The 24431-nt window shown below is 68.9% G+C and carries 21 protein-coding genes; 13 read left to right on the top strand and 8 right to left on the bottom strand.

From position 1 onward, the window contains the following. Nucleotides 1-56 precede the first annotated feature (56 nt). Nucleotides 57-1649, top strand: coding sequence for a sensor domain-containing diguanylate cyclase (locus DFW101_RS11940; RefSeq protein ID WP_009181778.1), 1593 nt, complete (start codon nucleotides 57-59; stop codon nucleotides 1647-1649). Between the two features lie 187 nt (nucleotides 1650-1836). Here DFW101_RS11940 and DFW101_RS11935 read toward each other — a convergent pair whose 3' ends face one another. The 3 genes from DFW101_RS11935 to DFW101_RS11925 all read right to left on the bottom strand — a co-directional run bounded on the left by DFW101_RS11935 (nucleotide 1837) and on the right by DFW101_RS11925 (nucleotide 5943). Next, entirely contained in the window at nucleotides 1837-3210 is a 1374-nt protein-coding gene (locus DFW101_RS11935) for a sigma-54-dependent transcriptional regulator (RefSeq protein WP_009181777.1), read from the bottom strand. A gap of 76 nt (nucleotides 3211-3286) precedes the next feature. Next, nucleotides 3287-4735 carry a sensor histidine kinase gene (locus tag DFW101_RS11930; protein ID WP_009181776.1) on the bottom strand — a complete coding sequence of 483 codons (1449 nt, stop codon included), beginning with the start codon at nucleotides 4733-4735 and terminating at the stop codon, nucleotides 3287-3289. A gap of 32 nt (nucleotides 4736-4767) precedes the next feature. Continuing rightward, nucleotides 4768-5943, bottom strand: a complete 1176-nt coding sequence (locus DFW101_RS11925) for a pyridoxal phosphate-dependent aminotransferase (protein ID WP_009181775.1) — start codon at nucleotides 5941-5943, stop codon at nucleotides 4768-4770. 89 nt (nucleotides 5944-6032) lie between these two features. On the opposite strand from DFW101_RS11925, the gene sfsA reads away from it, so the two are divergent. Further along, a complete protein-coding gene (gene sfsA / locus DFW101_RS11920) occupies nucleotides 6033-6776 on the top strand; it encodes a DNA/RNA nuclease SfsA (RefSeq protein ID WP_009181774.1) in 744 nt (247 codons plus the stop codon). On the opposite strand, the gene DFW101_RS11915 is transcribed toward sfsA, so the two are convergent. After that, nucleotides 6704-7921: an acyltransferase family protein gene (locus tag DFW101_RS11915; protein WP_009181773.1), complete on the bottom strand. Its 1218-nt coding sequence runs from the start codon at nucleotides 7919-7921 to the stop codon at nucleotides 6704-6706. The two genes, sfsA and DFW101_RS11915, sit on opposite strands and share 73 nt — an antisense overlap. A gap of 147 nt (nucleotides 7922-8068) precedes the next feature. On the opposite strand from DFW101_RS11915, the gene DFW101_RS11910 reads away from it, so the two are divergent. The 6 genes from DFW101_RS11910 (at nucleotide 8069) to DFW101_RS11885 (ending at nucleotide 16422) form a co-directional block, all read left to right on the top strand. After that, on the top strand, nucleotides 8069-10489 hold the full coding sequence (locus DFW101_RS11910; RefSeq protein ID WP_009181772.1) for a Lon protease family protein: 2421 nt from the start codon (nucleotides 8069-8071) through the stop codon (nucleotides 10487-10489). A gap of 4 nt (nucleotides 10490-10493) precedes the next feature. Then, complete coding sequence (locus DFW101_RS11905) at nucleotides 10494-11264, top strand: hypothetical protein (protein ID WP_009181771.1); 771 nt, start codon at nucleotides 10494-10496, stop codon at nucleotides 11262-11264. A gap of 235 nt (nucleotides 11265-11499) precedes the next feature. Continuing rightward, a complete protein-coding gene (locus DFW101_RS11900) occupies nucleotides 11500-12705 on the top strand; it encodes a potassium channel family protein (protein ID WP_009181770.1) in 1206 nt (401 codons plus the stop codon). Then, a complete protein-coding gene (locus DFW101_RS11895) occupies nucleotides 12702-13229 on the top strand; it encodes a cyclic nucleotide-binding domain-containing protein (protein ID WP_009181769.1) in 528 nt (175 codons plus the stop codon). Before DFW101_RS11900 ends, DFW101_RS11895 begins: the two co-directional genes overlap by 4 nt. A 251-nt stretch (nucleotides 13230-13480) precedes the next feature. After that, nucleotides 13481-15619 carry a putative bifunctional diguanylate cyclase/phosphodiesterase gene (locus DFW101_RS11890; RefSeq protein WP_009181768.1) on the top strand — a complete coding sequence of 713 codons (2139 nt, stop codon included), beginning with the start codon at nucleotides 13481-13483 and terminating at the stop codon, nucleotides 15617-15619. Between the two features lie 56 nt (nucleotides 15620-15675). Beyond that, nucleotides 15676-16422 carry a septal ring lytic transglycosylase RlpA family protein gene (locus DFW101_RS11885; protein ID WP_009181767.1) on the top strand — a complete coding sequence of 249 codons (747 nt, stop codon included), beginning with the start codon at nucleotides 15676-15678 and terminating at the stop codon, nucleotides 16420-16422. A gap of 13 nt (nucleotides 16423-16435) precedes the next feature. On the opposite strand, the gene DFW101_RS11880 is transcribed toward DFW101_RS11885, so the two are convergent. Further along, the gene (locus DFW101_RS11880) at nucleotides 16436-16738 is read right to left on the bottom strand and encodes an integration host factor subunit alpha (protein WP_005997200.1); all 303 of its coding nucleotides are present in this window, start codon (nucleotides 16736-16738) and stop codon (nucleotides 16436-16438) included. 108 nt (nucleotides 16739-16846) lie between these two features. Beyond that, complete coding sequence (locus DFW101_RS11875) at nucleotides 16847-17275, bottom strand: HIT family protein (protein WP_009181766.1); 429 nt, start codon at nucleotides 17273-17275, stop codon at nucleotides 16847-16849. A 146-nt stretch (nucleotides 17276-17421) separates the two neighbouring features. Here DFW101_RS11875 and DFW101_RS11870 point away from each other — a divergent pair, with 146 nt between their 5' ends. The 4 genes from DFW101_RS11870 (at nucleotide 17422) to DFW101_RS11855 (ending at nucleotide 21820) form a co-directional block, all read left to right on the top strand. Beyond that, nucleotides 17422-18516: a radical SAM protein gene (locus tag DFW101_RS11870; protein WP_009181765.1), complete on the top strand. Its 1095-nt coding sequence runs from the start codon at nucleotides 17422-17424 to the stop codon at nucleotides 18514-18516. An 83-nt stretch (nucleotides 18517-18599) separates the two neighbouring features. After that, nucleotides 18600-19109 (top strand): hypothetical protein, encoded by a 510-nt coding sequence (locus DFW101_RS11865; protein WP_009181764.1) that lies wholly within the window; start codon nucleotides 18600-18602, stop codon nucleotides 19107-19109. Between the two features lie 78 nt (nucleotides 19110-19187). Next, nucleotides 19188-20360, top strand: a complete 1173-nt coding sequence (locus tag DFW101_RS11860; protein WP_009181763.1) for an amidohydrolase family protein — start codon at nucleotides 19188-19190, stop codon at nucleotides 20358-20360. A 215-nt stretch (nucleotides 20361-20575) separates the two neighbouring features. Next, nucleotides 20576-21820, top strand: coding sequence for an EAL and HDOD domain-containing protein (locus DFW101_RS11855; RefSeq protein WP_009181762.1), 1245 nt, complete (start codon nucleotides 20576-20578; stop codon nucleotides 21818-21820). 22 nt (nucleotides 21821-21842) lie between these two features. Here DFW101_RS11855 and DFW101_RS11850 read toward each other — a convergent pair whose 3' ends face one another. After that, nucleotides 21843-22295, bottom strand: coding sequence for an RrF2 family transcriptional regulator (locus DFW101_RS11850; RefSeq protein WP_009181761.1), 453 nt, complete (start codon nucleotides 22293-22295; stop codon nucleotides 21843-21845). Nucleotides 22296-22451: 156 nt separating this feature from the next. After that, nucleotides 22452-23219 carry a CBS domain-containing protein gene (locus tag DFW101_RS11845; RefSeq protein ID WP_009181760.1) on the bottom strand — a complete coding sequence of 256 codons (768 nt, stop codon included), beginning with the start codon at nucleotides 23217-23219 and terminating at the stop codon, nucleotides 22452-22454. Nucleotides 23220-23376: 157 nt separating this feature from the next. On the opposite strand from DFW101_RS11845, the gene DFW101_RS11840 reads away from it, so the two are divergent. Next, on the top strand, nucleotides 23377-24378 hold the full coding sequence (locus DFW101_RS11840) for an HDOD domain-containing protein (protein WP_009181759.1): 1002 nt from the start codon (nucleotides 23377-23379) through the stop codon (nucleotides 24376-24378). Nucleotides 24379-24431 lie beyond the last annotated feature (53 nt).

Here is a 24431-nt window from a genome sequence, read left to right as displayed (position 1 = left end):
ACGCTGCCCATGCGGCCGGTCTGTGAAAGGTTCGCGCGAATCCACAAGGCAAACGGATGCGTCTGAAACATCTTCTCGGCTTTGATACGTTGCGCGGGCTGATCCGGCTCCACACCCTGCTCCTCGTTTCCCTGCCCCTCATTCTGGCCGCCCTCTTCTTTACGTTTTTCCAGCGCAGCCAGGTCATCGAAGCCGAACGGGAGCAGTTGGCCGCCTCGCTGGCCCAGGACCGCAACATCGTGCGGACCTGGATGACCGAGCGGTTCGCGGACGTGGAGTTCCTGGCCAGCCTCGGAGGGACGTACAAGAACGACCGGTCCGGACTGGCCGGCGCGTTCCGGGACTACGTGAAGGCGCACGGGTCGGTTACGGCCGTGGTGTACGTGACGGCCGACGGCTGGACCGCGATCGACACCAACGCCGACGCGAGCGTGTACCTGGGCGACAGGGACTATTTCAAGGCGGCCAAGGCCGGCCGGCCGGCGCTGGTGACCGGCCTCTTCGGCCGGCTCTCCGGCAAGGCCATCTGCATCTTTTCCGCTCCCGTGACCGACTCCCAAGGAAAATTCGACGGCCTGGTGTTCGTGCCGGTGCAGCTCGACACGCTGGACGCCTGGCTGCGCGAAGCCCGGGCCGACCCGTCGAGCGGGGTGATCCTGTGCGACGGGGAGGGGCGCATCCTGGCTCCCACGACCCGGGCCGACGGCGATGCCGCCATGTCCCGGGTGCCGCCGCACCTGCTCGCGGCCGGGGACACGGGGTTTCTCTTCACCGATCCCGCCGGCCGGGAGATGATCGGCGCGGTGGTGTCCCTGGGGCTCGAAGGGTGGCGGCTGGTCCAGGCCGAGCCCGTGTCCGAGGTCCTGGCCGGGTACCGGCGGCAGTCGTTGTGGGTGGTCTTGGGGACGCTGGCCACCATTGTCCTGGCCACGCCCCTGGTGCTGCGCCTTTGCCGCAACCTGGAGCGCCCCCTGGAGATCCTGACCGGCTATGCCAGGAGCCTTCGCGCCAAGGGGTACGACACCACCTGCCCGCCGGACCTGGGCGGCCCCATGCCCCGGGAGATCGCGGAACTCTTCGAGGCCTTTTGCGCCATGGCCGGCGAAGTGCGCGGCCATATCGAGGAAACCGAGCGCCTGAGCGTGCTCGACGCCCTGACCGGCCTCTACAACCGCCGGTTCCTTTTTTCCGGCGGGGCCAAGCTGCTCGACGCCTCGGCCCGGGCCGGACGGCCGTGCACCTGCCTCATGCTCGACCTGGACCATTTCAAGGCCATCAACGACAGCCACGGCCACCGCACCGGCGACCAGGTCCTGGCCCATGTGGCCGGGCGCATCGCCGGGGCGGTGCGTCGGTCCGATCTGGTGGCCCGGTACGGCGGCGAGGAGTTCGCCGTGCTCCTGACCGGCTCCGACCGGCAGCACGGGGCGGAGCTGGCCGAGCGGATCCGGCAGGCTCTGGCCGATGCGCCCTGCCAGGTGGGCGACGCCTATTTGCCGGTCACGGTCAGCATCGGTGTGGCCGAAACCCGGGAGCGGGTGCAGTTCGGGGAAAGCGCCCTCGACGACCTGCTGGCCCGGGCGGACAAGGCCCTGTATGCGGCCAAGGCCGCCGGCCGCGACCGGGTGGCGGCGGAAGAGGCGGACTGACGGCGGGAAGACGGTGTGAAGATGCCTCCGGCGGCCGGGAGGGGGTCACCCCCTCCCGGACCCTCCCGATCCGGGAAACGACGAAGGGCGGTCGCCATGATGGGACCGCCCTTCGTCGTTTCCCCTTCCAGGGGGTCCGGGGGGATGATCCCCCCCGGCCGCCGGAGGCATCTTCCTTCTTTGCTTCCTAATGCCCCGTCAACTTGTACTTTTTCAGCTTGTACTGGAGCAGGCTTTTCGAGATGCCGAGCATCTCCGCCGCCTTGACCTGGACCAGGTTGGTGCGGGCCAGGGCCCGGCGGATGAGGGCCGCTTCGATCTTTTCCAAGGTATCGTTCAGATTGATCGTCACGGGCAGAAGATCCACGGCGGATTTGTACTGGCTCTCCTCGTCGCGGATCTCGCTTGGCAGGTCCTCGACCCCGACCATGTCGCTGCCGGCCAGGACCACGCACCGCTCCACCACGTTTTGCAGCTGGCGCACGTTGCCAGGCCATTCGTAGGCCGTCAGGTAATCCATGGCCTCGGGGGAGAAGCCCCGGAACTTCTTGTTGTTCTCGCCCGAATAGCGGGTGAGGAAGTGGGCGGCCAGGATCGGGATGTCCTCGCGCCGCTCCCGAAGGGGGGGCGTCTCGATATGGACCACGTTCAGGCGGTAGTAGAGGTCCTCGCGGAAGGTGCCGGCGGCCACGGCTTCCATCAGGTTGCGGTTGGTGGCGGCGAGGATGCGGATATCCACCTCGATGGGGTCCGAACCGCCCACCCGCTCGAACCGGCGCTCCTGGAGAACGCGCAGGAGCTTGACCTGCAGCTCCGGGGACAGCTCGCCGATCTCGTCCAGAAAGATGGTGCCCTCGTGGGCCATCTCGAACCGGCCGCGCTTTCGGGCCACCGCTCCGGTAAAAGACCCCTTCTCGTGGCCGAAGAGCTCGGATTCGAGCACGCCGGAAGCGAGGGCCATGCAGTTGACCGAAATAAAGGCCGCGTTCTTGCGCGGCGAGGCGTAGTGGATGGCCTTGGCCAGGAGTTCCTTGCCGGTGCCGGACTCGCCGGTGATGAGCACCGTCGATTTGGTCGGCGCGGCCTTGGACACCATTTCGAGCACCCGCTGCATGGCCTTGCCCCGGCCGATGATGTGCTCGGTGGAGAACCGGTCCTCCAGGGACTGGCGCAGCATCATGTTTTCGCGCTGGGCCGCGGCGAAGCGGCTGGCTTTTTCCACGGTCAGGAGCAGCTCGTCGTTGGCAAAGGGCTTGGCGATGTAGTCGAAGGCCCCGATGCGCATGGCTTCCACGGCGCCCTCGATGCTGCCAAACGCCGTCATGATGATGACCGGGATGTAGGGGTAGTTGCGCTTGACGTGTTCGAGGACCTGCTGCCCGGTGACCTTGGGCATCTTCATGTCTGTTATGACCACGTCCACTTCGGACTCGTCCAGAAAGGCCAGCCCCGTTTCCGGGTCGTCGAGCGGAGTGACGGCATAGCCGGCGTCGCCGAGCATGGCCTCCAGGATGAGGAGATAGTTCTTTTCGTCGTCAAGGATCAGGATCTGGCTTGCCATACTGTTTTTCCAGGGGAGAAATTGGAGGCGCGTCCCGGCGCGGGGCCGGGGCGCTCGAAGATTCTCTATCCCACCGTCAGGCGGGAGGGAAGGTCATGGTGACGCGCGCGCCCGCGTCCGGGGCGTTTTCCAGGGACAGGGCGGCGTTGTGGCTCTCGACGATGTTGCGCACGATGGCGAGGCCAAGGCCCGTGCCCGCGTCCTTGGTGGTGAAAAAGGGATCGAGGAGCCGGTCCTTGTTTTCCGGGCAGAATCCCGGCCCGGAATCGGTGATGGCCAGGGTGACCGCGGTCGCGTCGGCCGTGGCCGCGACCGCGATGGCCGCCGGCCGGGCCTTTTCCCTGTCCTCGGCCAGGGAGTCCAGGGCGTTTGACAGGACGTTGTAGACAGCCCGGTAGAGGAGGTCCTTGTCGCCGCGCACATTGAGCCCGGCGCTATAATCCTTGGTGACCGCGACGCCAAGCTCTTCGCACTTGGCCTCCAGAAACACCAGGGCCTGGTCCAGGGTGACGGCCAGGTCCACCACTTCCTGCTTGGGGGCCTTGGGCCGGGCGTAGTCCAGAAAGTCGCCCACGGTCTTGGACAGGCGCTTGGATTCGTCGAAAATGGCGGACAGGAGCCGGGCGTTGACCCCGTCGGTCTCCTTGTTGCGCTTGAGCAGGAGTTCGGCCGTGGATCGGATGATGCCGAGCGGATTTCGGATCTCGTGGGCAATGCCGGCCACCATCCGGCCCATGCCGGCCAGCTTTTCCTGCTGCTGGAGCTCCCGTTCGAGCTGCTCGCGCTCCTGGATGCGCTGGGCGTTGATGCGCCCGGCCCGGCTGATGATGATGCGCAGCATGATGAAAAGGAGGATCGAGGAGGCAAGCGAGGTGCCGATGATGATCCGCTGGAAGTCCACGACCTTCTGGTAGTCGGTGGTGATGTCCTGGGTGAATTCCAGGACGCCCATGATGAATCCCTGCGGGTTGCCCGGCACCAGCGACCGCTCGGTGCGCAGCGGATAGATGGTGCGCAGGATCACGGAATCCGGCTTGGGATTGAAGTCCAGGATGCCGCCGAGCATGCCCGTGCGGCTGACGAGCTGGAAGCTCGAGGTGCCCTGTTCCAGGGATTCGAGGATGGCCGTGCCGGCGTAGCCGGTCTGGCCCACGAGCTCCTTGTCCGTGGAAAAGGACACCCGCTTGTCGAAGTCGTAGATGCGGACTTCGCTGACGTGAAAGCTGTGGATGGTCGAGAGGACGGTCTTTTCCAACCGGTCGTACTGGGCCGGCTGGGACAGTTCCACCCGGCCGAAACCGATGACCGTCGGCAGGGTGAAGCGCTGGTAGATCTGGTGGTTGAGGTTTTCGGCCAAAAGCAGGGCGAATTCCTTCTGCTTGGAGAGGACGTCCTGCCGGGCGTAATTCGAGAGAAAGATCGACAGGAAGAGGTTGACCAGCAGGATGAGCGCCAGGGAACTCCAGGACAGGAACTTGACCAGCCCGAGATACTGGTCCCCTTCGGAACGGGCGGATTTCTTCACGCCGGGGTTCCCTGGCCGCGCGGATAAGCCATTTACAGTTTCTTCAGGAAGTCGCCCATCACGGTCAGGGCTTTTTCCAGGGTGGCGTCGTCCGTGGCGTAGGACAGGCGCACGCACCGGTCCTCGCCAAAGGCCACGCCCGGCACCGTGGCCACCCCGGCCTCGGTGAGCAGGGTCTCGGACAGGGCCGTGGAGTTGGGCACGGCCGCGTTGTAGTAGGCGGACAGGCACGGGAAGAGGTAGAAGGCGCCGTCCGGCGTCGGACACACGGCCCGGTCCCAGGTCTTGATGACGGACAGGGCCAGGTCGCGGCGGCGCCGAAACGCCAGGCGCATTTCCTCGACGCAGTCCATGGGCCCGGAAAGGGCGGCGTAGGCCGCCCGCTGGGTGATGGCGCAGATGTTGGATGTGGACTGGCTTTGCAGGGTGGACATGGCCCGGATGATGTCGGGATGGGCCAGGGCGTAGCCCATGCGCCAGCCGGTCATGGCGAAGCTTTTGGACAGGCCGCCGACCACGGCCGCGTTTTCCGGGTACAGGGTGAAGCAGCCGGCCATGGAGGCGGGCTTGGCCGGCTCGTAGACCAGCCGGTCGTAGATTTCGTCGGACACCACGAAGATGTCGCGGGAGACCGCCCATTCCATGATGGCGTCCAGGGCCTCGGACGTGTAATGCGCGCCCGTGGGGTTGGACGGCGAATTGATGACCAGGGCCCGGGTAGCCGGGGTGGCGGCCCGGTCCAGGTCCTCGACCGAGACCAGGAAGCCCTGTTCCGGGGAGCTCGGCACGGGCACGGGCGTGGCCCCGGCCAGCCGGATCATGTCCGGGTAGCTGACCCAATAGGGGGCCGGCACCAGGACCTCGTCCCCGGGATTGAGAACGGCCAGGAACAAATTGAAAAGCGCCTGCTTGCCGCCGTTGGTGGCGATGATCGCCTCCTTGGGGGCGGGCACGCCGTAGGTTTTCTTGAAGTACCCGGCAATGGTTTCGCGCAACAGCGGGGTGCCGGGGACCGGGGTGTAGCGGGTGAAGTTGTCGTCTATGGCCTTTTTGGCCGCGTCCTTGATATGCTGGGGGGTGTTGAAGTCTGGTTCCCCGGCCGAAAGGTCGAGGATGGACTTGCCCTGCCGGCGGAGGTCGGCGGCCTTGGCAGCCATGCCAAGCGTGGCGGACGGGGCGACGAGACGCATACGAAGCGCGGTGCGCATGGCCCGGAATCCTTGCGTTGGGGTTGTGACGGCACGGCCGCAGGCGCGACCGTCTTTCCAAGTAATGCAGATTGCGCAAAAGGTAAATCATGGTCCCCACGCCGGCCAGCCCCGTGCTCCTGCCCTTTGACGGCCCCCTTGTCCCGGCCCGGTTCGTGCGTCGTTACAAGCGGTTTCTCGTCGACGCCGAGGGCCCGGACGGCCTCTTCACGGCCCACGCCAACAACACCGGCTCCATGCTCGGGCTCCTGCGTCCGGGCTGCGAGATCGCCCTGTCCGTGTCGGCCAACCCCAAGCGCCGGCTGGCCCACACCCTGGAGCTGGTGCGCCTGCCCGAAAGCTGCGGCGGATTCTGGGTCGGGGTCAACACCCTGACGCCAAACAGGCTTTTCCGCCGGGCCTTCCTGGCCGGGGCCTTTCCGGAGCTTGCCGGCTACGAGGCCCTCCGGCCGGAGCCGGCCTTTGCCGGCGGCCGGCTCGATTTCGTCCTCACGGGCCCGGCCGGGACCTGCTTTGTGGAGTGCAAAAACGTCACCATGGTCGAGGACGACGCGGCCATGTTCCCGGACGCGGCCACCGAGCGGGGCCAAAAGCATCTGGTCGAACTGACAAGGCTGGCCCGGGAGGGGACCTGCCGGGCGGCCCTCTTCTACTGCGTCCAGCGGCCGGACGGCTGCTGCTTCGCCCCGGCCGCAGTCGTCGATCCGGCCTATGCCGCCCTTTTTCGCGAGGCCGTGGCCGCCGGCGTCCTGGTCCTTGCCTACCGGGGCGGGGCGTCGCCGGGCGGCATCGCGCTCGGCGGCCGCCTGCCCCTGGCGCCGTGGCCGGAGTGATCCCGGCTCCCGAGCGACAGGATGCGCCGGGCCAGCGGCCCTTCCACGTATCGGGAAAGGAGCAGGCCGCACCCCAGGACCGCGGCCATGCCGGCCAGGGCCAGGGCGGCCGCGGTCCACGGCCGGGCCAGGGCGGCCTCGAACTTCAAATGCGGCAGCACGAACGGCTGGACCAGGTAGACCGACAGGCTGGCCGCGCCGATGCGGGCCAGGGCCTTGCCGGCGGCAAAGGCCGGGGGCCGGGCGGCCCAGGCGTGGCACAGGGCGGCCAGGAACGGGGCGTAGAGGATGTTGTCCTCGAGGATGCTCCAGAAAAAGGCGTCCCGGGGCACGGGGACCAGGAGCAGCCCGGCCAGACAGGCGGCGGCGGCCGGAGCCAGCCCCGGCAGGGGTGCCGGGCGCAGGAGGAAAAGCCGGGCCGTGGCCGCGCCGAGCAGGAATTCGAAGAACCGCAGGCCGGGATTGACGTAGGTCAGCCACTGGAACAGCTGGCCGGCCAGTTCCTCCGGCCGGCCGGCGAAGCCCGGGTGGCGTCCGGCGGCAAAGGCGAAAATTTGCGGCCAGTGGCTGGCGATGGCCGCGTCCGCGGCCACGGCCGCAAGGACGCAGCCGCCAGCCAGCCCGGCGACCCCGGCCGGCCTTTGCAGCCGGCCAAGACCCCAGGCGGCCAGGGGAAAGAGGCCATAGAAAAAGACTTCCGTGCTGACCGCCCAGGCCAGGGGAAAGAGGGCCGGAGCTTCGGGCAGGAAAAACCAGCTCTGGGTCAGGGTGAAGGTGGCGGCCACGTTGCCCGGCCAGGCCGTGACCGCCTCGGGCAGGCGGACCAGGAGGACAGCCAGCTCGACCAGGAGCAGCAGCAAATAGACCGGATAGAGCCGGGCCAGCCGGGCCAGGGCGAACCGGGCCAGGGCCCCCCGGCCGGAAAGGCGCGTCCCGTGGGTGTACTGGAGCACGAACCCGGACAGCACGAAAAAGGCGGACAGGCCGCAGTGGGTCAGCCGGGCCAGGGGGGCGTAGAGGTCGGGATCGGCCGGCAGGGGCGTGATCCAGGCCGCGGCATGGCCGGTGAGGACCGCCAGGGCGGCCAGGGCCCGCAGGCCGCCAAGGCCGGACAAAAACGGCGGTTTGCCGTGATCGGAAGACATGGCGGCCTGCTACCACAAGCCCGGGCGGCAGGAAAGGCGGCCGGCGACACTGATGACAAACCGGGCATAAGGCCTTATCTCCCTTGACAGGTGCGGCGCGCCGTTGCGCTCAAACCCCACCCACAAGCCCTTTCCCAGACGGAATCCATGACGAAAATCCTGCGTGCCATCGACCTTCGCGCCACGTGCAATCCCGCTTCCCTGCCTGTCGGCGACAGCCGGGACATTCCCGACGATCCCGCGGCCCTGGGAAAGACCCAGCCCCGGGCCCATGCCGCCCTGTCCCTGGCCCTGTCCATCGGCGGCCGGGAATACAACGTCTATCTGGCCGGCGAACCCTACCTCGGCCGGACCCATTTTGCCCGCACCTTTCTCGATCCGGCCGCGGCCAAGGGCAAGACCCCGCCGGACTGGCTCTATGTCCATAATTTCGACGACCCGGACCGCCCCCGGGCCGTGTCCCTGCCGGCCGGCCAGGGCCGGGGGTTCAAGACCGCGCTTGCCAAGGCCGTGGCCGACCTGCGCGAGGAGATTCCGGCCCGGTTCGAGCGCGAGGCCTACCAGACCGAGAAGCAGACCCTCATGCGCGGCTACAACGCCGACCGCGAGACCGTGCTCGAGGAAATGGAGCAGCGGGCCAAAAACGAGGGCTACAGCCTTTTCGTCGACGACCAGGGCGGATTCACCCTCTATCCGCTGCTGGAGGGCAAGGTCGTGTCGGACGAGGAGTTCGAGCGCCTCGACCCGGACCTCAAAAAGGCGCTCAAGGCCAAGGGCGACCGGTTGCTCGAGGAGATGGGCTCGGTCCTTCGCCGCCTGTCCAAGGAGGAGCGGGGCTACCGGGACCGGGAAAAGGACCTGGAGCGGGCCACGGCCGGCGAGGTGGCCGACGTCCATCTGGCCGAGTTCGCGGCGCTGCGGGCCGAAAACCCGGCCATCGACCAGTTCCTGGCCGCCATGCGGGCCGACATCCTGGACAATATCGACGCCTTCCTGCCCCAGGCCGGCCAGCCCGCCCCGCCGGCCCCGGCCCACGGCGAGCCGGCCTTTCCCGAGGACATCTTCTACCGCTACGAGGCCAACCTGTTCGTGGACAACGGCCAGCTGTCCGGCGCGCCCGTGGTGGTCGAGGACCATCCGACCTATTTCAACCTCATGGGCTGCATCGAGCGCGAGTCCGAGATGGGGGCGCTCTACACCGACTTCACCCTCATCAAGGCCGGCTCCCTTCACCGGGCCAACGGCGGCTTCCTCATCATCCGGGTGGACGACCTGTCGGCCAATCCCGGGGCCTGGGAAGGGCTCCTGCGCGCCCTGCGCTCGGGCCTTGGCCGCATCGAGGACCCGGCCGAGGGCGGGGAGCATGTGCGCACCCGGACCATCGAGCCCGAACCCGTGCCCCTTGACCTCAAGGTGGTGCTGGTCGGCCCGGACGAGGCCTACGAGCTGCTTCTTTACAACGACGAGCGGTTCGGCAAGCTCTTTAAGCTCAAGGCCCACATGCAGGAGACCATGCCGCGCACCCCGGAGAATACCGAGGTCTACCTGCGGCTGGCCGCCAAGGTCATCCGCGACGCGGGTCTCCCGCCCTTTGACCGCTCGGCCCTGGCCGGGCTGGTGGAGTACGCCTCGCTGGTGGCCGAGGACCAGACCCGCCTGTCGCTCAAATTCCCCCTGGCCCGCGAGCTCATGATCGAAGCCGCCGCCCTGGCCCGGGGCGAGGGCGCGGCGTTTGTCAGCGCCTCCCACCTGGCCCTGGCCCGCCGGGCCCGCGACTTCCGGGTCAACCTCTACGAAGAGGAATACCTGGAGGAATACGACCGGGAGATGATCAAGGTGGCGACCACGGGCGAGGCCGTGGGCCGGGCCAACGGCCTTTCGGTCCGCATGTTCGGGGACTACGCCTTTGGCCTGCCCCACCAGATCGCCTGCACGGTCGGCGTCGGCCACGGCGGCATCCTGGACCTCGAACGCGAGGCCGAGCTTGGCGGACCGATCCACACCAAGGGCATGATGATCTTAAAAAGCTATCTCCTCGGCCGGTTCGCCCAGGACAAGGCCCTGGTCATGACCGGGTCGCTGTGCTTCGAGCAGAGCTACGCCGCGGTGGAGGGCGATTCGGCCTCGGGCGCGGAACTGGCGGCCCTGCTCTCCGCCCTGGCCGAGCGGCCGATCAAGCTCTGCTACGCCATGACCGGGGCGGTCTCCCAGTCCGGGGCCATCCTGGCCGTGGGGGGCTTAAACGAAAAGATCCGGGGCTTTTTCGCGGTCTGCCGCCGCCGGGGCCTGACCGGCGAGCAGGGCGTGCTCCTGCCGGCCGACAACGTGGTCAACCTCATGCTCGACGAGGACATCGTGGCCGCCGTGGACCAGGGGCTTTTCCGCATCTTCCCGGTGACCACCATCGAGGAGGCCATGGAGATCCTGACCGGCATCCCGGCCGGCCTGCGCGGGAAGGACGGCAGATTCCCGGCAGGGTCCCTCTACGCCCTGGTGGACGAGCGGCTGGGCCGGCTGGCCAAGTGCGCGCCCCTCGGGTTTCCCGGCCAACAGGCCGGACAGGGGTGAGGCCATGTCGAGCAGCTGGTTTGACGAGAAGCGCAGCGAATTCATGCGCGACCTCCTGCGGGACTACTGCCTGTCCGTGCAGGTCCTCGAGAAGCTCTTCCAGGAGTTCGACCGCACCGGCGCCATGGCCTTCGAGGACTTGAAAGACCTGCTCGGCGAGGAGATGAACAAGGGCCTTTTGTGGCGCCTCAAGGACACGGCCCACCACCTCTTTCGCGACAGCGGCGGGTCGAGCCTGGTCGGCCAGTTCCTGGACTGGTGCATCGGCTACATCTTCCACGAGTCCATGAAGCTCAAGGAGGACGCCTACCAGCAGCAGAACTACGCCCCCTGGTTCCGGTCCATGCAGGAGCGCGAGCTGCCGGAGCCGGACCTCCTGATCAGCCGGGAGCTTTTCCAGCTCCTCATGCAGACCGCCGAGAGCATGCAGCGGGAGATCCGGCGCATCCGCTTCCTTTTCGGCGAATGCCGCAAGCTCTTCCCGCTCTTCCTGGCCGACCAGCGGGAGAACCATTGGCTGGCCCGGTTTCTCTTCAAGCGCAACCCGCTGGTGCGCGAGGTCTTCAGCCAGGGCTACCGGGAGCTCATCCGGGGTGTTTACGGCAACACCCCGGAATTCATGTTCGTCATGGCCTCCCGGAGCCTGCGCGAGGGCGGCTGGATGAAGGAGGCGGCCGAGGCCGCCGAACAGGCCTGCTGCCTGAGCCCCCAGAGCGAGCCGGCCCGCCGCGAAAAAGAGATCGTCGACACCTGGCGCTCACGCCTGCGGGCATAGGGTAAAGACGAAGAAGCCTCCGGCGGCCGGGGCGTTGCCCCGGACTCCACCAGGGCTCTGCCCTGGACCCGCCGGGGGGATCATCCCCCCGGACCCCCGGAAAGGGGGGACGGGGTTTTTTTCGGTCGTTTCACTGGCGGACGGGGCGCAAATCCTCTAGCACGAAAGCCATGCGAGCGCGGCAAACCGGCCGGGCCGGCCTGGCGGCCTCTTTTGGGCACGGCGGGCGCGGCTGATGCCGGCCAAAGTCCTCTGGCGAAGGCTCCTCGCCTCCTCCCTGGTCACCTCCCTGGCCCTGGTCCTGGCCATCCTGGTCGTGGCCACCCTCGGGTTCTACTTCTTCGAACTGCGCGACAATCCCGACCGGACCCTCTTCGACGCCCTGTGGTGGGCCATGGTCACGGTCACCACCGTCGGCTACGGCGACATCGTGCCCACGACCGTGCCCGGACGGCTCATCGGCATGTGCATCATGGCCACGGGCATCGGCATCATGGCCGCCCTGACCGGCAGCCTGGCCTCGGCCCTCATGGAACGCAAAAACCGCAAACGCCAGGGGCTTTTGCCAGTGAAAACCAACGGACACACCCTTGTCCTGGGATTTAACGCCCAGGCCCCGGAACTGATCCGCACCCTGGCCGGCGCGGCCGCCCCGAGCCGCGGCCCGGCCGTGGTCCTGGTGGCCCCCCTGACCCCGGAGGCCTTCGACGCCGTGGCCGTGGACCTGGGCCTTGGCGACCGGCTGGCCTTTTGCCGGGGCAATCCCGCCCAGGAGGCCGTCCTTGGCCGGGCCTCGCCGGCCACGGCCCGGGTGGCCTACATCCTGTCCCAGGAAGGGCTCTCCCCGGAGGAGGCCGACCAGCAGAGCCTGCTTGCCGCCCTGACCGTCCGCAGCCTCGCCCCCAAGGTCCGGCTCTACGCCGAGGCCCTGCTCGAAGCCAACCGCAAGCACCTGAACCGCGCCGGCGTCGACGTGACCCTCATCCGGGGCGAGCTGGCCGGCCGGGCCCTGGGGGCCATGGGCGAGCATCCGGCCCTGTGGCACTTCCTGGAGAGCCTGCTCGGCCGGCCGGGCCGCCGGGGCATGGCCGCCCGGGTCCTCACCCGGGAGGAGAAGGGGCTTTCCTGGTCCGAGCTGGTGGCCCGGGCCATGGCCGGAGGCGGGGGGCTGCCGGTGGCCGTCTTTCGGGTCAAGCGCGACATCGCCATCAAGGACCTCCTCGACGCGGACTCGGCCCTTGACCAGTTCATCCTGGAGCTCTTCGCCGCCTACGGCCAGGAAGGGCGCATCGGCAGCCAGGGGCCCCAGGTGGTGGTCAATCCCGGCGACGGGCTGGACCTGGCCGGCTTCGACGGCCTGATCGTCCTGGCCAGCGGCGCGCCGGACGACCCGGCCGAGGCCCGGCAAGCGGCCGGACCCGAAACCGGAGGCGGGCTATGAGCGACGATTCCTGGACCCGGGCCGAGCTTTTCGCCGGCCTTTCGGCCGAGGAACTGGCGGCCGTGCGCCCCTGGTTCGACACGGTGGCGCTGCCGGCCGGCCGCGACGTCATCGTCGAGGGCGAGCCCGGGGACGACATGTTCATCCTGGTCGCCGGCACGGTGCGCGTCAGCAAGTCCATGGTGCTCAAAGGCCTGGACATGCCGGTCCTCGACGCCGAGCGGGCGGGCAAGACCCTGGCCGAGCTGACCGACGCCCAAAGCCCCTTTTTCGGGGAAATGGCCCTTTTGGACCGCGACATCCGCTCGGCCAGGGTGGCCTGCCTGACCGACTGCCGGTTTTTGCGCATCGACCGGGACCGTTTTTTCGCCTTCCTGGCCAAGCGGCCGGATATCGGCGTCCGGCTGGTCACGGCCCTGGCCCGGCGGCTGGCCCGGGTGGTGCGCAAAAACAACGTGGAACTGGTCAAGCTGACCACGGCCCTGGCCCTGGTCTTAAGCCGCCGGGCCGCGTCACGGGAGTAGGGCGGGGGGGCCGGGTTCCGGGCCAGGCTGTCAGCTTTCTTGACGATCCGTCCGTTCCCTTGGCGATTTCCCCCGGTCCCGGCGGGGTTTTGCCCGGGAAAATCCGCCCGGGCCCTCGATGCCGTTCTGGCACAATTCGTGAAAAAAAGAACGCCGGGGGCCGCCGTCCGGCCCGCGAGGCTTTACAGCCCCCGGCAAAAGGGTCAAACCTGGAAACCGTGTTCCATAGGGCTTGAAATTCGGGAGAAGATGTGATCGCCCGTACTCTGGAAACTCCGTGCGCGGCCCACGCGCTGGCCACAAACGGCCTCGGCGGCCGGGAGCCGCGCATCCTGGTGGTGGAGGACGAGCGCATCGTGGCCCTGGACCTCAAGGCCATCCTGCGCCGCCTCGGCTACTGCCTGGCCGGGGTTGCGGGCTCCGGGGCCGAGGCCTTGGAGCTGTGCGAGAGCCTGCGTCCGGACCTCGTCCTCATGGACATCTTCCTCAAGGGCGACATGGACGGGGTGGACGCCGCCTGCCGGATCCAGGCCGAGTCCGATATCCCGGTCATCTTCCTCACCTCCCACACCGACCAGGTCACGCTCCAGCGGGCCAAGCGGTCCGCGCCCTACGGCTATGTGCTCAAGCCCGTGGACGAGAACTGGCTGCGCACGGCCGTGGAAGTGGCCCTGTTCAAGCACCGCACCGAGCAGGAGCTCAAGAAAAGCGAGCAGCGCTACCGGGAACTGTTCGCCGGCATGCTAAACGCCTTCCTCCTCCTCGAACACATGCCGGCCGAGGACGGGCCCGGGGATTTCCGCATCCTCGACGCCAACCCGGCCTTCGAGAAGATGACCGGACTGGCCTCGTCCGCGGTCATCGGCCGCACCATGCGCGGCATCTTCCCGGGCATCGAGGCCTTCTGGCTCGAAACCCTGGAGGAGGCGGCCAGCTCCGGCCGGTCGGTGCGGTTCGAGAACTTCCTCTCCGACTGCAACCTGTATTTCCTGGCCCAGGCCTACAGCCCCCAGCCCGGCCAGGTGGCCGTGGCCCTGGAGGACGTGACCGAACGCAAGCACGGCGAGGAGCGGCTGCGCTACCGGACCTTCCACGACGCCCTGACCGGGCTCCCCAACCGGGCCCTGTGCCTGGACCGCATCACCCGGGCCATCGAACGGGCCAGGCGGCGGGCCAACTATATCTACGCCCTGCTCTTTCTCGATCTCGACCGGTTCAAGCTCATAAACGACAGCCTCGGCCATCTGGCTGGCGACGCGCTCCTGCGGCGGGTGGCCGACAGGCTGCGCCGCGAGGTCCGCCAGCTCGACACCGTGGCCCGGGTCGGCGGCGACGAGTTCGTGGTGCTTCTGGAGGAGATCGCCTCCCCGGCGGACGCGTTGCGCATCGTCAAGGCCATCCGCGAGCATCTGCGGGTGCCCTTTACCGTCGAGGGCCGGCAATTCTACATCACGGCCAGCATGGGCGTGGTCCTCGGGCCCGCCGACTACGACCGGCCCGAGGAGCTCCTGCAAAACGCGGCCATCGCCATGGGCAGCGCCCGCACCGCCGGCCGCGGCCGGGTCCGGGTCTTCGACTGGTCCATGCGGGAGCGGGCCGAGCGGGTCATGGACCTCGAAACCAACCTGCGCCTGGCCCTCGACCGGGGCGAATTCGTGGTCCACTACCAGCCGATCTTCTGCCTCAAAACCCTGGCCCCGCGCGGGGTCGAGGCGCTGGTCCGCTGGAAACGCAGCGACGGGGAGCTCGTGCCGCCGGGCGAATTCATTCCGGCCGCCGAGCAAAGCGGGCTCATCATTCCCCTTGGTGCCCTGGTCCTGGCCGAGGCCTGCCGGGCCTTTGTCCGCTGGCGGCAAACCGTCCTTGGCCAGAAGCCCTTTTTCATGTCCGTCAACCTCTCCGCCCGCCAGTTCACCCAGCCGGAGCTGGTCAAGCAGGTGGTGACGACCCTTCGCCGCGAGAGCATGCCCGCCGCCGACCTCAAGCTCGAGATCACGGAAAGCATCCTCATGGAGCACCCGGAGTCGGCCATGCTGAAGCTTCGGGGCCTGCGCGAGCTGGGCGTCGGCATCGGCATCGACGACTTCGGCACCGGTTATTCCTCGCTCTCCTATCTGCAGCGCTTCCCCATCGACACGCTCAAGATCGACCGGGGATTCGTCTCGGGCATGGAGGAGCACGGCAACCGGGTCATCGTCCGTTCGGTGGTCAGCCTGGCCCACAACCTGGGCTACGAGGTGGTGGCCGAGGGCATCGAGACCATGGGCCAGCTCGACGACCTGGCGGCGCTTGGCTGCGACCTGGGCCAGGGCTATTACTACGCCCGGCCCCTGGTCGAGGACCGGCTTCTGGAGCTTCTCGGCCGCCACGGGGCCGAGGCCGCCGAGTAGCGCGTCTTTTTCAGGAAAGGGTTGCCCGCGCCGGCGCAAACGGCTACCACGCCGCCATGACGTACCGCCTGCGCCGCGCGTTTCTTCGGGATTGGCTCCGGCCGTTGGCGGCGGTCCTGGCCGTCCTCGCCCTGTGGGGCTGCGCGGCCAAGGCTCCGATCCCGCGGGCCACGGGTCGCGAGCCGGCCACCCTGCGCCCCTATACGATAAAGGGCGTCACCTACACGCCGCTACGCTCGGCCAGGGGCTACCGCGAGGAGGGCATCGCCTCCTGGTACGGCCCGGGCTTCCACGGCCATTCGACCTCGAACGGCGAAATCTACGACCAGTACCAGGCGACCTGCGCCCACAAGCTCTTGCCCATGCACACCATGGTCCGGGTGACCAACCTGGAGAACGGCCGCTCCATGACGCTTCGGGTCAACGACCGGGGACCCTTCGTGGCCGGCCGCATCATCGACCTGTCCCTGGCCGGAGCCAGGGAACTGGGCGTCCACGGCCGGGGCACGGCCCGGGTGCGGGTGGAAGTGGAAGGGGATGTGCCGGGACTGTTGCCGGATGGGGAACTGCCCGGCCCGTTCTATGTGCAGGTGGGGGCGTTCACCCGGCGGGAAAACGCGGACAGGCTCTATTCCCGGCTGGTGGCCGCCGGCTATGCCGGCTCGCGCGTCCACTACAAGGAAATCGACGGCACCCGGTTCTTCCGGGTCCATGCCGGCACCTTCCCGACCGAGGCCGCCGCCGAGGAGGCCAGGATCCGGCTGGGTTCGGTCTTTGCCGGGGCGTTCGTCCTGGCCCAGTGAGGCGGCGGGGCGGCTACAGCACTTCGTCGGGATTGAGCTCGGCCCGGAACTTGCGCGAGAGCCGAAACACCACCACCTTGCGCGGCGGCAGCATGATGGATTCGTTGGTCTGGGGATTGCGGCCCTTGCGCGCCTTCTTGTCGTAGGATTCGAACTTGCCGAACCCGCTGACCAGCAGCGAATGGTCTTTTTTGATCGACTGCTTCATGAGCTCGAGCAGGTGGTCCACCAGGACCTTGACCTCGGCCCGGTTGCGTTCGGTCTTTTCATAGATGTAATCGACGATGTCGGCCTTGGTGAGGGTTTTTCCGTTCATGGCGTTCTCCGGCGCAGTGGCGTTTTGAGGAGTCGTGATGCGGTTGCGGTCGTTGCCTGGGACCACTCGGATCATGGGGATGCCCGGGGAAGCCCGGCCGGGACGCTTCTAGGAAGCGGCCGTGAGGGCCTCGCGCACGGCCCGGGCCACGGCCTCCCTGGCCGCGTCATCAGGATAGGGGCGGCTTGGCCACAGGTGCAGGCCGTCGCCGGCGCGGCGCGGGATCAGGTGCAGGTGGGCGTGGAAGATCACCTGGCCGGCCGATTCGCGGTTGTTCATCTGGACGTTGAGCCCGGTGGCTCCGGTGGCTTCCAGGATGGCCCGGCCAAGGGGGGGCAGCGCCGCGAACAGGCGGCAGCCGACCTCCTCGGGCAGGTCGAACAGGGTGGGGTGGTGCGCCTTGGGAATGACCAGGGTATGGCCCGGGGTCACGGGGTTGATGTCCAGGAAGGCCAACACGGCCTCGGTTTCGTAAACTTTGGCGCAAGGGATCGCGCCCTTGACGATCTTGCAGAAAAGGCAGTCCGCGTGTTCCATGACGTGTGGCCCCTCCCGTGGCGCGCGGTTTGGCGCGCCTGTTGCGTCCGTAGCGGCCGGCCAGGGCGAAGCCTGGGCCGGGCAAACGCATTGCCTTCCTGATAGTCAAGGAAAAGCATTTTTTCAAGAGGCTTAGGAGAAAAATATTGCAGGTGACGCCACAAGGCCGCGGCCAGGCGGCCGGGAACGGGCCCAAAGCCGGCCGGGCAGGCCGATTTTTCCGGCATCCCGAGCCCGGGGGAACGGCCGGCCCGGTCTGGCCGGTTTTCCTGACATTCAAGGGCTGTCCGGGCCGCTGCCTCTTTTGCGCCCAGCCTCTCCAGACCGGCCGGCCGCCCCGGCCCCTGTCCCGGACCCTGGACGCCATGAGCGCCGGTCTCGAAGCGGCCGGCCGGGCCGGGCGCGGCCCCTACGAACTGGCCTTTTACGGCGGCGTTTTCACCGGCCTGCCCGAGCCCTGGCCCGAGCGGTTCCTGGCCGAAGCCATCCGCCTGCGGGAAAGGGGCCTCGTCACCCGGGTGCGGTGCTCGACCCGGCCGGACGCCTGCGACCCGGCCCGGCTGGCCCGGCTGGCCGCCGCCGGCCTCTCGCTCGTCGAACTCGGGGCCCAGACCTTTGACGACGGCGTCCTGGCCGCCTCGGGCCGGGGCCACGACGCCGCCGCCACCCGCCGGGCGGCCCGGGCCGTCCGGGCCGCCGGCCTGTCCCTCGGGCTCCAGCTCTTGCCCGGGCTCCCGGGCCACACGCCGGCGGCCTTCGCCCGGGACGCGGCCGAGACCGCGGCCCTTGGCCCGGAGATCGTGCGCCTCTACCCCTGCCTGGTGGTCGCGGGCACGCCCCTTGCCGCCCTGTACCGGGCCGGCCGGTACGCCCCCTGGGACCTCGGCACGACGCTTGCCGCCCTGGCCGGGGCCCTGCCGGTCCTGTGGCGGGCCGGGGCCCGGGTGGCTCGGATTGGCCTGGCCCCGCAGCCGGATTTCGATGCCGCCATCCTGGCCGGGCCTGTCCATCCGGCCCTGGGCGCCCGGGTCCGGGCCCTGGCCCTTTGCGACCTGGTCGCCGCCGAGGTCCGGGCCCTCGGCGGGCCGGCGGCGGGCCTGGCCGCGCCGGCCCGGTTCGCGGGCCAGTTTTTCGGCCACGGCCGCGAGCTTGTCCCGCGCTACCAGGCCCTCGGGCTCGGGCCCGGGACCGTGCGCTTCGAGGACCGGGAGGATTTCTTCCTGGCGGCGCGGGCCGTTTGACTTCCGTCGTTCTCTCGTGCCAAACCCGGTCAGGGGCCTGATTGCCGGTCCCGGGAAACCTCCAACCCGTTCGGTGAACGACCATGAAACGATGCCTTGTGGCCCTGACCTGCGTCCTTGTGCTCGCCCAGGCGGGCCAAAGCCGGGCGGATACGCCCAACATGCGCCAAAGCATTAATTATTTCATGAACTATTTCAACGAGGCTGTGGTCCAGGCCATCCACATCCGGGAAATCGAGGAACAAGACCAACTCGACCAGAAGCGGCCCTACACCCAGGAGTACGTCTTCTACAGCGATCTCAACGCCCGGATCGAGAAAACCCTCGGCCTGGCGCTCAACCTCTGCGACCTCTACTATATCTACAACAAGACCACCTACTGCTTCACCAAGGACGAGAAGAACTACCTGTTCGACCGTATCGACAACATCCTGGCCACCTTGCAGAAGGTCAAGGAGACGCCGTACAACGTCGACGCCTCCCTGCTCGAGGACAAAAAATCCCCGACAGGGCGGAATATGGCCGAGTTCGGGGACCGCATCGACAAGCTGCGGGCCTTTATCAAGTCGTCCCTGGTGGTCTTCCAGCGGTAGGGCCCCCTCTCGCCGCCGGACTCCGCCCGGGACGCCCGACACGGCCGGCATGGCCGGCGTCCGGGCCAAGAGGTCCCCATGCCCCATCCTGCCCGGCCGCGCGCCGTGACGGCCCGGCTCATGCTGCCCATGATCCCCGGAGCCGGCCGCGTGGACGACGCGGCCGTGCTTTTTGCCGGCCGCCGGATCCTGGCCGCCGGCCCGCGCCGGCAGGTCCTTGGCGATTTCAGCGGCCCGGTCGAGGACCTCGGCGACGCGGTGCTCGTGCCCGGGCTTATAAACGCCCACGTCCACCTGGAACTCTCCGGCCTTGGCGGCCAGTCCCCGCGCGGGGCCGGATTCCCGGCCTGGGCCGCCTGGCTGGCCGGCCGGGACCTGTCCCCGCCGCCGGCGGCGGTCCTGGCGGCGGCCGTGCGGCGGATGGCCGCCACCGGCACGGCCGGGGTCATCGACGTGGGGAGCCGGGCCGGGCCGGCCGTGGTCGCGGCTCTGGCGGCCCAGGGGCTTTCGGGGCTCGTGTGCCACGAATATATCGGCTTTCGACGCCCGCCGGCCGACCTGCCGCCTGTCCTGCCCCCGGCCCTGGAAGCCGCCGTCCGCCAGGCGCCCGGCGTCCGGGCCGCTCCAAGCGGCCACGCCCTCTATTCCACCAGCCCCGACAGCCTGCGCCGGGCCAGGGAGGCCTGCCGGCGCCTTTGCGCCCCCTTTTGCCTGCATGTGGCCGAGACGGCCGGAGAGGTGGCGCTTTTGGCCACGGGCACGGGCGAGCTGGCCGCGCTTTTCCGGGGGCGGCTTGTGCCCAAGGGCTACCGGCCGCCCGGCCGAACGCCCGTGGCCGAGGCCCTGTCCCTCGGGCTTCTGGGGCCGGATGCCCTGGCTGTCCACGCCGTGTGGCTGTCCGGGGCGGACAGGCGCCTCCTGGCCGAGACCGGGACCGCGGTCTGCCTGTGCCCGCGCAGCAACCGCCACATCGGCGTGGGCACGGCCGACGCCCCGGCCCTCTTCGCCGCCGGCGTGCCCTTGTGCCTCGGCACGGACAGCCTGGCCTCCAACGACGACCTGGACCTCTGGAACGAGGTCCGGGCCCTGCTGGCCGACCACCCGGATTTCCCGGGTCAGGCCCTGCTTCCCGCCCTGACCACGACCCCGGCCCGGCTCCTCGGCCGCGACCGGGAACTGGGCCTCCTGGCTCCGGGAGCTGTCGGCGGCTATGCCGTCATCCCCCCGGACCTGGCCGCCCGGCTGGCCTGAACCGTGTCGGCGACAAACCTGTTGTTTTTTTAAGACAAACAGTCTAGGGGGGAGGTCATCCGTACATGGCATCGGCCACGGTCCGGTCGCATCGACGGGCACGGAACCGGCCCTTGCGTCCAAGCGTCCGGAACACGCCGAGAACCTGCCAGGAGTCCGGCACAGGGACGTATCGTTGCCGCCTTCCAGCGCAACCCGCAGCCGGAAACGTGCCCATGACCCTTGCCCCGGAATCCAACTACGCCGTGGCCCGCCACCCCATCTACCGGGTGGACGGAGACGTGTTCGGCTACGAATTGCTCTACCGCACCGTGGGCGGCCCCAACGCCGCCGTCCTGCCGTCCGACGAGGAGGCGACCGTGGCCGTCCTTGGCAACGGCATCCACGCCATCTCCCAGGACATCGCCCCGGACAAGCGCCTTTTCATCAATTTTTCCCGGGAAATCCTGGAGAAGGGCTACCACCGGTTCCTCGATCCCGACCGGTTCGTCATCGAGGTGCTGGAACACGTGGCCTGCGACGCCGGCTTCACGGAACTGGTGCGGTCCATCCGGGGGGCCGGCTTTGTCCTGGCCCTCGACGACTACGTGGGCGATCCCGCCTTTGATCCGATCCTGCCCTTCGTGACCTTCGTCAAGATCGATTTCCTGGCCCTGCGCGGCGACCCCGGCCGGCTCGAGGCCGTCATCGAGGCCTGCCAGGCCTCGGGCAAGACCGTGCTGGCCGAAAAGGTGGAGACCGAGGCGGACATCGTTTTTTGCCGTAAGCGGGGGGTGCCCCTGGCCCAGGGCTTTTTCTACAGCCGGCCGCAGGTGGTCACGGCCAAGATCCTGGAGGCCAACCAGGCGGTCAAGCTGAACCTCCTGGCCGAGGTCACCCGCCCGGACATCGACGTGGGCAAGATCCGCGAAATCATCGGGTCCGACGTGTCGCTCACCTACAAGCTCCTGCGCCACGTCAATTCCGCCCGGTTCTACCGGGGCCAGCCCGTGGCGTCCCTGGACTTCGCCATAAAGGTCCTTGGCCGGACGGCCCTGGCCAGCTGGATTTCCGTCAACCTGCTGGGCTCCCTCGGCTCGTCGCCCAAGGACCGGGAACTGGCCTTCGCCTCGGCCGTCAGGGGGCGGTTTCTGGCCCTGGCCGACCAGTCCCGGACCGGGCACGCCTGCCACCGAGACCAGGCCATCTGCCTGCTCGGGCTCCTGTCGCTCCTCGACGCCATGCTCGGCGTGCCCATGGAAAAGGCCTTGGCCGGCCTCACCATCGACGCGGACATGCGTCTGGCCCTGCTTGGCCGGCCGGGCCCCAAGGGGACCTGCCTGGATCTTTGCCGGGGATTCGAAGGCCTGTCGGACGCGCGGGCCAAGGCCGCCCTGCGGACGGCCGGCCTGCAGCCGGCGGCGGCCACGGCGGCCTATTTCCAAGCCCTGGCCTGGGCCGCGGCGATGTTTCGAAGCTGACCCGGCCGCAGCCGGGGCGGCTTCAAATCTCGTAGTGGAGCGCCGGGGCGTGGACTTCCAGGCGCCGCTCCTCCTCCACCAGGTCCTCCAGGGTCCGGGTGTCGTAGACCTGGACCAGGGCCGCCCGGGCGTCGTCCCACAGGCCCCGGAACACGCAGCGCCCGCGCAGCGGGCAGTCGTGTCCCGGCCGTTCCCGGTGGCAGTCCACCGGGCTTATGGGCCCGTCCATGAAGCGGATGACCTCGCCGACGGTCACGGACGCGGCCGGCCGGGCGAGGTAGAACCCGCCTTCCTTGCCCCGCTGGGAATCCACGAAGCCGCCCTGGCGCAGCTGGTGCAGGATGACTTCCAGGAACCGCTTGGGGATGGCCTGGCTGTCGGCGATGCCGCCGGCCGGCACCGGCCCCTGGCCCTTGCGCCGGGCCAGCTCGAACAGGGCGCGCAAGGCGTATTGGCACTTCTGGGTGACCGCCATGCTTCTGACTCCTTTGGCCATGGCCGCGCCGGGCCAAAGGCCTGTCCGAGCCAGGATACGCCATGTCGCCGGGCCCGGGAAGCCCGGCCTGAACCCTGTCCCCGCAACCCCGAACCGCCCGCGCCAGGGAGCCGCCGCCGGGGCGGAGGGGGACGATCAGTCCAGGCGGCGGGCGTAGGCCAGGATGTCTTGCTGGGTGAGGATGCCGGACAGGGTGCCGTCGGCCTCGATGACCGCCACCCGGCGCACGCCCTTCTGGCGCATGAAGAGGATGACCTTGTAGACCAGGGCGTCCGCGGGCACTGCGACCACCGGCGCGCTCATGTGTCCGGACAGGGGCTCGGCCAGGCGTTCGGGGCGGCCCATGATCCGGGCCGTGGCGTCGCGTTCGCTGAAGATGCCGGCCGGCCTGCCATCGGCCACGACCAGGATGCAGCCCACGTTTCGAAGGCGCATGAGGGCCAGGGCTTCCCGCACCGGCCGATCCGGGGGCAGGGCGGCGGTGTCTGGCCGCATGAGCTGGCGGCAGGTGACGCTCTCCACCATGAAGTCCACGGCCAGGGCGTCCACGAGTTCCTTGTCCGTGACCAGCCCGAGGAGCGAGCCGCCGAAATCCACCACGGCCAGATGGCGCACCCGCCGTTCCAGCATCAGCTTGACGGCCTCGCTGACCGGCAGGTCCCGGGCGATGGCCCCGGTCGGGCGGGAGAGGAACTCCCGGATGGGGGTGTGCGGTTCCAGGTCCACGTCCAGGTGGCGGACCAGATCGCGCTCGGTCAGAAAGCCCACGACCTTGGCCCCGGTGACTGCGGCCAGGCAGCTCACGCCTTCCCGGGCCATGACGGCCGCCGCCTGGGTCACCGACGCATCCGCGGCGACCAGATGGGGCCGTTTGGCCAGTTCGCCGACCTTGCGCTGGAACATGTGGGGTACCCGGTTTATGAGGGTTCGTTGTGCCAAAGTATCCGGAGTACCTTGAATGTCAAGAAATCACTGGGAATGACAAGCGGCCTTTTTGTTGCCCGCTCTGGCGAATTGGGCTAGATTGAACAGGAATGCGTATCAGGGAGCAGGCCGCAGCATGTCAGCCAACCCCGTTTTGACGCCAGGCCCGGACCCGGCGGCGAGGGATCCGGCCGCCACGGCCGGTTCGGATTTCGCCGCCCGGTTCCTGCAATGCGGCCAACCGCGCCGGGCCGTGTCCCCCGGACCGGTCCCGCCGCCGCCTGCCCCCGACGACCTCGGCGCGGCCGCGTCCGTCTCCCTGGCCGAAATCAATCCCCCGCCCCTGCCCCAGGCGTTTCTGGCCCTGCGCCGGGCGGCCGAGAATCCCATGAGCCGCGTGGCCGACGTGGCCACGGTCATCGCCATGGACCCGAGCCTGGCCGCCTATGTCCTGCGCCTGGCCAACAGCGCCCTTTACAGTCCCAAATCCCGGGTGGAAACGGTGTCCCGGGCCGTGGCCACCATCGGACTTGGCGAGATCGAGACCATGGCCGCCGGGGCCATGCTCGGCCGGCTGTTCGAAAAGCCGCCCCGGCCGGATCTTTTGCGTCTGGACGATTTCTGGAGGCACGCCGTGGCCGTCGGCATCCTGTCCCGGGCCCTGGCCGACCGGGTGGGGGAGCGGGGCGGGGAACGGTTTTTCGTGGCCGGGCTGCTCCACGACATGGGCCGGCTGGTGCTGGCCGTGGCCGAGCCCGGCCTGGCCGCCTCGGCCCTGGCCCGGACGGCCGGGGGACGCCTGCCCCTGGACGCGGCCGAGCGCCTGGAGCTGGGGTTCGACCACGCGGCCCTTGGCGGCCGGATCGTGGCCAAGTGGCGGCTGCCGGACACCCTGGCCATGGCCGTGGCCGGGCACCACGAACCCGGGCTTTGCCCGGACAACCTCATGGCCGCGGCCGTGCACGCCGCGGATTTCATGGCCAACGCCCTGGGGGCCAGGCCTTCGCCCGGGACGGGGATGCCCCGCCTGGATGAGCGGGTCCTGCCGGCCTTCAACCTGGCGGCCGCCGATCCGCAGGAGTTCCTCGGCATCCTGGACGAGGGGCTGGCGGCCATGACCGCCCTGGTGGCCCCGTGACCGCCCCGCTCGGCGACGCTTGCCAATCCCCGGGGGCGGGGATATGGAACCGG

The organism is Solidesulfovibrio carbinoliphilus subsp. oakridgensis (assembly GCF_000177215.2).
Lineage (GTDB): Bacteria > Desulfobacterota > Desulfovibrionia > Desulfovibrionales > Desulfovibrionaceae > Solidesulfovibrio > Solidesulfovibrio carbinoliphilus.
The sequence above is the reverse complement of the archived record's forward strand: the minus strand, read 5'-3'. Positions and strand labels throughout refer to the sequence as shown.

Coding starts and splice junctions, on each gene's coding strand:
- DFW101_RS11940 (WP_009181778.1), top strand. CDS start 57: ATGCGTCTGAAACATCTTCTCGGCTTTGATACGTTGCGCGGGCTGATC.
- DFW101_RS11935 (WP_009181777.1), bottom strand. CDS start 3,210: ATGGCAAGCCAGATCCTGATCCTTGACGACGAAAAGAACTATCTCCTC.
- DFW101_RS11925 (WP_009181775.1), bottom strand. CDS start 5,943: ATGCGCACCGCGCTTCGTATGCGTCTCGTCGCCCCGTCCGCCACGCTT.
- sfsA (WP_009181774.1), top strand. CDS start 6,033: ATGGTCCCCACGCCGGCCAGCCCCGTGCTCCTGCCCTTTGACGGCCCC.
- DFW101_RS11915 (WP_009181773.1), bottom strand. CDS start 7,921: ATGTCTTCCGATCACGGCAAACCGCCGTTTTTGTCCGGCCTTGGCGGC.
- DFW101_RS11910 (WP_009181772.1), top strand. CDS start 8,069: ATGACGAAAATCCTGCGTGCCATCGACCTTCGCGCCACGTGCAATCCC.
- DFW101_RS11905 (WP_009181771.1), top strand. CDS start 10,494: ATGTCGAGCAGCTGGTTTGACGAGAAGCGCAGCGAATTCATGCGCGAC.
- DFW101_RS11900 (WP_009181770.1), top strand. CDS start 11,500: ATGCCGGCCAAAGTCCTCTGGCGAAGGCTCCTCGCCTCCTCCCTGGTC.
- DFW101_RS11895 (WP_009181769.1), top strand. CDS start 12,702: ATGAGCGACGATTCCTGGACCCGGGCCGAGCTTTTCGCCGGCCTTTCG.
- DFW101_RS11885 (WP_009181767.1), top strand. CDS start 15,676: ATGACGTACCGCCTGCGCCGCGCGTTTCTTCGGGATTGGCTCCGGCCG.
- DFW101_RS11880 (WP_005997200.1), bottom strand. CDS start 16,738: ATGAACGGAAAAACCCTCACCAAGGCCGACATCGTCGATTACATCTAT.
- DFW101_RS11875 (WP_009181766.1), bottom strand. CDS start 17,275: ATGGAACACGCGGACTGCCTTTTCTGCAAGATCGTCAAGGGCGCGATC.
- DFW101_RS11865 (WP_009181764.1), top strand. CDS start 18,600: ATGAAACGATGCCTTGTGGCCCTGACCTGCGTCCTTGTGCTCGCCCAG.
- DFW101_RS11860 (WP_009181763.1), top strand. CDS start 19,188: ATGCCCCATCCTGCCCGGCCGCGCGCCGTGACGGCCCGGCTCATGCTG.
- DFW101_RS11855 (WP_009181762.1), top strand. CDS start 20,576: ATGACCCTTGCCCCGGAATCCAACTACGCCGTGGCCCGCCACCCCATC.
- DFW101_RS11850 (WP_009181761.1), bottom strand. CDS start 22,295: ATGGCGGTCACCCAGAAGTGCCAATACGCCTTGCGCGCCCTGTTCGAG.
- DFW101_RS11845 (WP_009181760.1), bottom strand. CDS start 23,219: ATGTTCCAGCGCAAGGTCGGCGAACTGGCCAAACGGCCCCATCTGGTC.
- DFW101_RS11840 (WP_009181759.1), top strand. CDS start 23,377: ATGTCAGCCAACCCCGTTTTGACGCCAGGCCCGGACCCGGCGGCGAGG.